Source organism: Streptomyces sp. NPDC046197 (assembly GCF_040646295.1).
Lineage (GTDB): Bacteria > Actinomycetota > Actinomycetes > Streptomycetales > Streptomycetaceae > Streptomyces.
This window is the reverse complement of the sequence record NZ_JBEYZY010000093.1, coordinates 1-2,345: the sequence shown is the minus strand read 5'-3', so window position 1 is coordinate 2,345 and position 2,345 is coordinate 1. Positions and strand designations below refer to the sequence as shown.

The window sequence follows — 2,345 nt, the reverse complement described above, 5'->3', positions numbered from 1 at the left end:
CCCAGCTCAAAGCCCTGCCATGGGAACAGGTACCCGTAGCACACACCTCCTCCGGAACCGGGCACGGCCGGCGGGAATCCCGCTCGGCCAAGACCATGGCCATCGCGGCGAACCTGGGCGGGATCGCCTTCCCGGAAGCACGTCTGGCCCTGCGCATCCACCGGCGCCGCCAGCAGAGCGGCAAGCGGCAGACCCGGGAGACGGTCTACGCCGTCACCAGCCTCGATACCCACCAGGCCAGTCCCGCTGACCTGGGCGGATACGTCCGCGGGCACTGGGGAATCGAAAATTCCAGCCACCATGTCAGAGACGTGGTGTTCGCCGAGGACGCCTCCACCGTCCACACCGGCAGCGCGCCACGGGCGATGGCCGCGCTGCGAAACCTGGCCATCGGCAGGCTGCGGCTGCTGGGAGCGGACAACATCGCCAAGACCACCCGAGCGATCCGTGACGCACCCGAACAAGCCCTCTGGATCTGGGGCATCACCGACAGCCCACTCCTACCGGGAACTTGAAGCCGCCTGCGGCCACCGACCGCCTTCCAGACCTTCCTGGACCAGCACGGCATCCCCCGGTCGAAGTCCTGGTGAAAGGTGGGCAGTTGACCTCGAACGGCTCCAAGATCCCCGACAGAGTCAAGCTGAGGGGCTGTGCCGGGGCTCGGAAGGTAAATTCAAAAACTCGTTGAACATCCCTGAGTCCGTTCTCGTACATCCCCTCGAACACAGGCGACGCGTTTGTTGCGGGAGCCATCCGTGACTGCTGCTTTCATGACCTCAACCCCCCAACGCGAGTGAGGTATCCCTATGTCCAGGGCTCTTCCGAAATACAAAAAGCGCCGGGTAGCGATCATCGGCGGCTCCGCCGCAGTCGTGCTGTCCGGCGCGATCATCGCTGGTTCCGCCTTCGCTGGCGAGTCGCCCAAGAGCAACACACCTTTCGCAGCCCCCGGAACGATCTCGAGCGCGACGGCCACCCAGCAGGCCGGGGGGAACAATAACGACGGGAACGCGGGCAATGCGAACGCCGCGGACACGATCTCGTGTCCGGACGTGCAGTCGCAGCTCCCGGCGGTCCCCGCCGCAGCCCAAGCCGAGGTCGACCGCAACCTGAAACAACTCGACGACCAGATAGCAAAGGCCAACAAGGAGCTCGCCGCAGCAGTCGGCAAGGACGGCAACGCGGGCAACGCCGGTAACGGGGGCAACGCCGGTAACGCGGGCGATGCGGGCAACGCGGGCAACGCTGGTAACGAGGGTAATGCGGGCAACGCTGGTAATGCGGGCAACGCCGGTAATGCGGGCGATGCGGGCAACGCTGGTAATGCGGGCAACGCCGGTAACGCGGGCGATGCGGGCAACGCCGGTAACGCGGGCAACGCCGGTAATGCGGGCGATGCGGGCAACGCCGGTAATGCGGGCAACGCCGGTAAGGCCGGTAAGGCCGGTAAGGCCGGTAAGGCCGGTAAGGCCGGTAAGCGCGGCAAGCGCGGCCAGAACGCCATCCTCCGCCAGCTCAAGAACAAGCGGGCGGCCACGATCAAGCGTATCGCCAACGCGATCGGTCGCGCGGCGGCCAAGCCGCAGGGGCTGGAGGGACTGGCACAGTGCGCCGTGAACAACGGTGGTGCTGCCAACAACGGTGGTGCTGCGAACAACGGTGGTGCTGCGGACAACGGTGGTGCTGCCAATAACGGTGGTGCTGCGGACAACGGTGGTGCTGCCAATAACGGTGGTGCTGCGAACAACGGTGGTGCTGCCAATAACGGTGGTGCTGCGAACAACGGTGGTGCTGCCAATAACGGTGGTGCTGCGAACAACGGTGGTGCTGCGAACAACGGTGGTGCTGCCAATAACGGTGGTGCTGCGAACAACGGTGGTGCTGCGAACAACGGTGGTGCTGCGAACAACGGTGGCGCCGCCACCCCGAGCGCCGCAGCCACCCAGTAGGCCGGCGCGACCGCCGGGAAGGGGGGCAACGCCGGCACGCTCACCGAGTGACGTGACGGGCGCCCGTGGAGGCCCTCGCCGCCGGCCACGGGCGCCCACAAACGACTTCTCAGCTTGACTCTGGTCCGAAAATGACGTCTGACTGACCGCTGGCTGGTGGCGGTCACGCCGCTTCGATGGGTTCGAAGCGGACGGACAGGCCGAGGGCGTTTGCCTGCCGGGTGATCCGGCGCAGGACGCGTTCGGGGTCGTGCTTGGTGTAGTAGTCGCCGCCAAGGTCGTGGAAGGGGGCGTCGTTGGTGAGGATGTGCCAGGCGGCGGTCAGCGGGGTGTGTTCAAGCGCGACGAGGGCCTTCTTCTTGCCGAGACGGGGCATCAACCGCATGTAGCGGGCGC

Annotated in this window: 2 protein-coding genes and 1 pseudogene; 2 read left to right on the top strand and 1 reads right to left on the bottom strand. The window is 66.3% G+C overall.

Going from position 1 to position 2,345, the window contains the following annotated elements:
• Positions 1-515 (top strand): ISAs1 family transposase (locus tag AB0A61_RS40985; protein ID WP_361304698.1); only part of this gene is annotated, 515 nt, incomplete at its 5' end.
• Between the two features lie 291 nt (positions 516-806).
• The gene (locus tag AB0A61_RS40980; RefSeq protein WP_361304695.1) at positions 807-1,949 is read left to right on the top strand and encodes a hypothetical protein; all 1,143 of its coding nucleotides are present in this window, start codon (positions 807-809) and stop codon (positions 1,947-1,949) included.
• A gap of 163 nt (positions 1,950-2,112) precedes the next feature.
• Here the strand turns inward: AB0A61_RS40980 and AB0A61_RS40975 are convergent.
• Positions 2,113-2,345: pseudogene (locus tag AB0A61_RS40975) on the bottom strand (IS110 family transposase); the annotation flags it as partial.